The organism is Sporomusa sp. (assembly GCF_057736855.1).
The window spans coordinates 1-6,862 of sequence record NZ_JBYKYF010000165.1 but is presented as its reverse complement, the minus strand read 5'-3'; the positions used below and the strand labels follow the sequence as shown (position 1 = coordinate 6,862).

Sequence of the window (6,862 nt, the reverse complement as noted above, 5' to 3'; positions counted from 1 at the left end):
AGGGCTTAGTACAAGCTCTGTTCTTTTATTTACTCTACTGCTTTTCCTGGTTTTACAAGTAGAAAGATCTTATGGCGCTTTGACATGTTAGGTAATAATAAAATTTCCAATTACCAGCCAAAATTTGCAAATTAGTTACAGATTGTATATAATATAGATACGAGTTACTGAGCGGTGTTAATTTAAATCATATTGTGCGGATGATAATGTAACGTTGAGCAAAAACTAGGACTTAGCGGGGGTCCTAGTTCTAATTTTATTCTGAAACCAACCCGCTCTACGACTCTCAGATTGATCATAAAAGCTAAGAGCAGCTAAGTTTCTGGATAAAGGCGACTAACCTTTAGAAGCGGTTAAACCTCGCCTGAAGCTAAGTCTGCTTACAAGAATAAAGGTAATGTATAGGAGGTTCTCTTGAACACGAACGAAAAACTTTTAATCATTCCGCTCGGGGGTCTTGGCGAAATTGGCAAGAATATGACAGTATTTCGCTATGGTGATGATATTATTGTCATTGACTCAGGCTTGGCATTCCCCGAGGAAGATATGCTGGGCATTGATTTAGTGATACCAGATATGACGTATCTTATTGATAACAAGGACAAGATTAAGGGTGTTGTCTTAACCCATGGGCATGAAGATCATATTGGCTCTTTGTTTTATTTGCTGCGCCGGGTGGACGTGCCTGTGTATGGTTCCAGGCTTACCTTGGGATTGGTAGAGGAGCGGCTCAAAGAATATGAGGTTACCAACTGTAAGCTGATTCCGGTGGGCCCAGGCGATGTTATTACGCTTGGACAATTTGAGGTTGGTTTTATCCGGGTTAACCATTCGATAGCCGATGCATTAGCTGTTTATCTTAAGACACCAATAGGAACGGTTGTTCATACTGGTGACTTTAAGATTGACCAGACTCCGGTTGATGGTAAGATAATTGACATTCATAAGTTTGCTGAATTAGGGAATCAGGGAGTACTGGTACTGCTTTCTGATAGCACCAATGCTGAGCGTGAAGGCTACACAAAATCAGAACGCACTGTCTGTGAGGCGCTGGATGAGCATTTTGGCAAAGCTAAAGGACGTATTATTCTGACCACGTTTGCTTCCAATGTTTCCCGCTTGCAGCAAGCTATAAGTTCGGCATATGCATATGGGCGTAAAGTAGCCTTGCTTGGCCGAAGCATGGTTACTGTAATAACTAAGGCGACAGAACTGGGATATATGACGATACCTGAAGGGGTTCTCATCGGTGTCGATGAAATTAACCGCTATCCTGCAAACCAGATTTTAATTTTAACTACAGGTAGCCAGGGGGAACCGATGGCGGCGCTTAGCCGTTTAGCTTACAAAAACCATCGCAGTTTAGAATTAGCCCCAGGCGATACCGTCTTGATAGCTGCTAATCCAATACCCGGCAATGAACGGTCTGTTGGCAGAACGATTGATGCGCTTATGCGCTTAGGGGTTCATGTGGTGTACGAAAAATCATCAGGCATTCACGTTTCTGGTCACGGCAGCCAAGAGGAGCTTAAACTCATTTTGAACTTAGTGCGTCCTAAGTTTCTTATTCCTATCCATGGCGAGCACCGGATGCTTATCCAGCATGGAAAGCTGGCAAATGAAATCGGAATACCCCCAGAAAATATCTTTATTGGCGAAAATGGTCATGTTTTTGAGTTTACTGCCGAAACAGGACGTTATGCTGGTAAGGTTCCATCCGGAAAAATTTTCGTAGATGGGTTGGGCGTTGGCGATGTCGGCAATATTGTTATCCGCGACCGGCGACAATTATCCCAGGATGGTGTATTGGTAGTTGTTGTAACCTTGGACAAAAACAAAGGCTGCATTTTGGACGGTCCGGATATTGTTTCTCGAGGATTTGTCTATGTTCGGGATTCTGATGCCTTAATTGAAGAGGCACGCAAGATCGTAAAAGGGGTTTTAGAACGGTTTGAAAATCAGCCGATAACTGAGTGGGCGCCCCTTAAGTCTGGGATTCGGGAAGCGCTGGGTAAGTATTTGTTAGCAAAAACCGGTCGCCGACCGATGATCTTACCCATCATCATGGATTTGTAACTGACTGCGGTGTTAGCGTTGCTGAATAGTAAAGAGTACTTGCGGTGTGCAAGTACTTTTTTTATTTGCTGCTTTTCAAAAAGAATACAAAAAATCTTACGTTATACTACAGACAGTAACAAATATAACTGTAGGAGTGGGGGAAGATGGAAAACCTGATAAAACGCCTTTTCGGTACTGCGTTGAGTCTAATTTCCACTTGTTTAATCATGGCTATGCCGGTCGCAGTCATGATTTATGCCTTAGAGCCAGTGACAACGATAGAATCGGTTTTCAGCATAAGACAACAAACAACTTCGTCAGCTACTACCGCCAAAATCCAAGGCGAAGCTGAACCACCTGATCTGCCGTGGTTGATTGATAAAACTGAAGAGTTTTCTCCCTTGACATGGAAAGAATAATGCCATACGCTGAAAAGGTAATACTACCTATAACGTGTCAAGAGTGTGTTTTATAGCAAGATAGATTGGATAATGATACAGGCGGGAGTGATTGGATGAGGATTTTGGTTGTTGAGGATGATCATGCTTTACGCGAAGCCATTGTTTCTCTCTTGGCTGAGGAAAATTACGTTATTGATGAAGCAGCTACCGGGGATGAGGGATTATATTTAGCCAAACAGGGAATTTATGATTTGTTACTATTAGATATTATGTTACCTGAGATTAGTGGCTTAGAGATTGTGAAGGCGGTTCGGGAGACAGACCAAACGGTACCAATTTTGCTATTGACAGCACGTGACAGTGTAGCAGACAAGGTGTATGGCCTGGAAGTAGGCGCCGATGATTACTTAGTTAAGCCGTTTGCTATTCAGGAACTATTGGCGAGAATAAAAGCGTTGCTTAGACGCGGTGGGGCGCTGGCTAATGATGGGACTATCAGCTATGGGGGAGTTACCATCGACAGTAAGGTGCGTGACGGTTTTGTCGATGGCCAGGCTTTAGGGTTAACCACTAAAGAATATGATTTGTTAGAATTTCTGGTGCTCAATAAAGAACAGATTTTAACCCGAGAACAAATATTTGACCGCGTTTGGGGGTTTGAATCAGAGACTACTATTAGTGTGGTTGACCTATATATTCATTATCTACGCAAAAAACTAGCTCCATCCGGACATGACAGTTTAATCCGGACGGTACGCGGAGCTGGGTTTATGTTCAAGGAGAAGTAAGCATGTTTAATCGTACCCTGCGCCAGTTAGCGATAATGAACTCGGTCGTGTTTTTACTCATTTTCGTGATTTTCGGAGCCGTTATTTATGGCTATGTTTCTTATCGCCTTTTGGATAAGGTGGATGAAGCCATGTGGTATAAAACCCATAATTTTAGAATTGTCGATGGCAGATTAGCACCACCAGGTCGCAATCGGGCCTTGTTTGATCCGCGTATCATTATTCTTTTGCAGGATACGCAAGGAAGGCTTGTTAAATTATTCAGAAACGATGACATAGAAGTAGAACACTTGGCTGAACTGGTATCCCAGTTACCACCAGGTCAAATTCAGACCAAAGAGTTGGAATCCCATGTGTATCGAATGCTTAGTATTCCTTATCAGTATGAGGAGCGTGTCTTAAAAACCGACATTGGTCTTATTGAAGTACATAGTGTGATTGGGATAGGTGTTGTAGATTCAGAGTTTGCTTCGTTACGTAACTTACTGATTATTATCGGAACTGGACTGGTCATCGGGATGATAAGTATTATCCTTGCGGGGTATTATCTGGCCAAACGAGCGATGATTCCTATCCAGAAATCTTGGGAAAAACAGCAGCAGTTTGTTGCCGACGCTTCCCATGAATTACGTACACCACTGGCTGTCATTAATAGTAATGCTGAGCTTATGTTACGCCACCCCAACCATACTGTAGAGGAAGAAAGCATTCGAGTGACTAACATTGTCCGAGAGGCCAGGCGGATGACAAAATTGGTGTCTGATTTATTAACTTTGGCAAGATCGGATGCCAATCAGTCTGAGCTTAAATTAAGTTTGGTAAATTTGAGTGAATTAATTGAGATTGTTGCTGAGCAGTTTATACCGCTGGCAGAAATGGAAGGCCTTACGTTGCAGGCAGTTACTAATGAGCAGTTGGAATTAACAGCTGACCGGGAGCGTCTACATCAATTGCTGGTAATTCTTCTGGATAATGCAATAAAATATACGCCGCCTCCTGGTGAGATCGTAATTACCGCTAATCGGCAGGGAAATAATCTAGTGGTAACCGTTGAAGATTCTGGACAGGGAATAGCACCTGAAGATTTACCCCGGGTATTTGACCGGTTTTATCGGGGCGATAAAGTTCGTTCCCGGGAAAAAGGTGGTACAGGTCTGGGGCTTTCGATAGCCAAATGGATTGTAGAGCAACATGACGGAAAAATTGGAGTAGACAGCAGGCCGGGGGGTGGCACCAAGTTCAGTATTATACTGCCGATTAAAAAACTAACATAGTTCTTGTAAATACTATCGCGCTGACTTCTACTGCTGTTGGGAGAAGTCAGCGCGATGCATTTGATAAAGAAAATCTCCGGTATTGTTTACACTTTGTCGTATTAGGTGAATTTTGCTATGGCTTAATGTGTAAAAGAATTTTTCTTTAAGTAATTTTTTGCAAGGAATTGTCGAAAAAGTAGAGAAATACATATTAATCATGGGAAAATGTAGCACGGAGTAGTGATTGTATGTTTTTCTCAATTCGGCGGCAATTGACATCGATTATATGTTCGTTAATTATGTTAGCCATGGTTTCGACTTTGGCAATCAGCTATTCTTTAATTTCAGACGATTATGAAAAGAAAATGCACCATAATAATTTCGTTATGGCAGAAAGTCTGGCAGCTAACATTGCTCAGTTTATGCAGAATGCCTACAATATAACCCAAATGCTGGCCGAATATCCTGGTGTAAATAATCTGGATGCTGTTAGCCAACAGAAATTGTTGGAGGAAATGTCCTGGCGGTATCCTTTTTTTCAACTCTTGGCTTTTGTTAAGCTGAATGGCGACCAAACCGCACGTTCAAGTGGTCCTTTAGGCAACCGGGCAGAACGTTGGTGGTTTAAAAAATTTATGGCCGAACAACAGCCGTTTATTTCTAAAACCTATTATTCGCTATTCTCCGGGTCTCCCATTACTACCATTGTGCATGGAATATACTCAAATGGCAATGTAACTGGTTTGCTTATGGCTGATATTGAAGTAAAGAAAATCCAGCAGATGGTTGAAAACTATAATTCGGGGGAAGGCAGTTACGCCTATCTATTAGATGGTGAAGGAACGGTGATTGCTCATCCTGACAGGAAACAGGTTGCCGAGCTATATAACTACAAAACCATGAAGAAAAAAGTGCTACTGCGGGATGCTAACGGTAACATGCTTACCGATGACAAGAATAATGAAATCACCGTGGAAAGTCACTTTGAAGTCGCTCCTTCCCTACAGGCAATTGTTGCTGAAGTGATGGCCGGAAAAGTTGGAGTAGGTGAATACACGGATCTGGACGGGGAGCAGTATATATGCGCTTACAGAACCATTTCCCTACCGGGAGCATCTGCCCCCTGGAGCCTGATTGTTGTGCAAAAGAAAAGTGCTGTTATGGCTTTTATGAGTTTTGTGACACTGAAGACGATGATTGTGGGTTTTATGGTAATTATCTTTTCCGCGCTGTTGACCATCTGGTTTTCACGCAAAATAACTGATCCGTTACTGCTATTGTACATGCCACGAACCAAATTAAGGAGGGAGATTTGGCAGTACGGCTTACTACGAATTCTTCGAATGAGATTGACATATTAGCGGCCAATTTTAATCAAATGGTGTCTGAACTGCGGCAGCATCGTGAGCGGTTGGAAGAGATGGTAGAAGCAAGGACGGCAGAACTGGCGGCGGCTAATCAGGAAATGGCAGTAATGAATGAAGAGCTGACAAGTATGAATGAAATGCTGGTAGATACCAATAGCCGTTTGATTGCGGAAAACGAGGCCAGACGGCAAACCGAAAGCAAGCTGTTATTGCGGGAACGGCAATACCAAGCCATAACCGGTTTATTGACCCAACCTATCGGGGAAGCAGAAAGAGAAGATTTTCTCAAGGTTATTTTGCAACATGCTGTCCAGTTACTTGGCGGGATGGCCGGGTATATCGGCTTATTCGATGCTGACGGTGAGAATTTCTATATACATCATGCCATTGGGCTGGATGCAGCCATTGCTAAAAGTCTCCAGCCTGCACAAGTGGGGATGAAAGGCCATGTTTATGCTACGGGTGAGATTTTCTATGTTGAGGATTATCGTGTATACCCGCAGCGGATTGATGACCCTGTTTTGAATCAAGTCAGCAGTGTGGTTATGGTTCCTCTCAAGCAAGCGGGGAAAGTTAAAGGTGTTTTGATGGTAAGCTGGAAGGATACAATTCATCCGATCAGTGATGAGGACTTAGCTGGATTGCGCCAGTTTGGTGACTTGGCTTCCATCGCTCTTGAACGAGATACTGTCCAAAAAAATATCAGGCAACTTGCTTATCATGATATGCTTACCGGGCTACCAAACCGTGCCAGTTTAACCCTTTACCTTGAGGCAGAGCTAGAAAAGGCTCGTGCTGGCAAAACCGCGGGTGTGATTCTATTTATCGATATTGATGATCTAAAATCAGTAAATGACAATTTCGGTCATTCATTTGGTGACAATGTTATTGTTTCAGCAAGCCGGCATATTGTTGCCGCAGTCGGTGAAACGGCGTTTGTGTCCCGCCTTGGCGGCGATGAGTTCATTGTCATTGTACCTGGAGAGAATGAC

General features: G+C 43.0%; 6 protein-coding genes. All 6 read left to right on the top strand.

The window, feature by feature from the left end; all coding sequences use genetic code 11:
• Positions 1 to 414: 414 nt before the first annotated feature.
• On the top strand, positions 415 to 2,076 hold the full coding sequence (locus AC29Z1_RS11280) for a ribonuclease J (RefSeq protein ID WP_488271561.1): 1,662 nt from the start codon (positions 415 to 417) through the stop codon (positions 2,074 to 2,076).
• 146 nt (positions 2,077 to 2,222) lie between these two features.
• Positions 2,223 to 2,477 (top strand): hypothetical protein, encoded by a 255-nt coding sequence (locus tag AC29Z1_RS11275; RefSeq protein WP_488271560.1) that lies wholly within the window; start codon positions 2,223 to 2,225, stop codon positions 2,475 to 2,477.
• Between the two features lie 95 nt (positions 2,478 to 2,572).
• Entirely contained in the window at positions 2,573 to 3,247 is a 675-nt protein-coding gene (locus AC29Z1_RS11270) for a response regulator transcription factor (RefSeq protein WP_488271559.1), read from the top strand.
• Positions 3,248 to 3,249: 2 nt separating this feature from the next.
• Positions 3,250 to 4,521 carry a sensor histidine kinase gene (locus AC29Z1_RS11265; RefSeq protein WP_488271558.1) on the top strand — a complete coding sequence of 424 codons (1,272 nt, stop codon included), beginning with the start codon at positions 3,250 to 3,252 and terminating at the stop codon, positions 4,519 to 4,521.
• 230 nt (positions 4,522 to 4,751) lie between these two features.
• Positions 4,752 to 5,864 carry a cache domain-containing protein gene (locus AC29Z1_RS11260; RefSeq protein ID WP_488271557.1) on the top strand — a complete coding sequence of 371 codons (1,113 nt, stop codon included), beginning with the start codon at positions 4,752 to 4,754 and terminating at the stop codon, positions 5,862 to 5,864.
• Positions 5,816 to 6,862 (top strand): diguanylate cyclase domain-containing protein (locus AC29Z1_RS11255; RefSeq protein ID WP_488271556.1); only part of this gene is annotated, 1,047 nt, incomplete at its 3' end. The genes AC29Z1_RS11260 and AC29Z1_RS11255, both read left to right, overlap by 49 nt.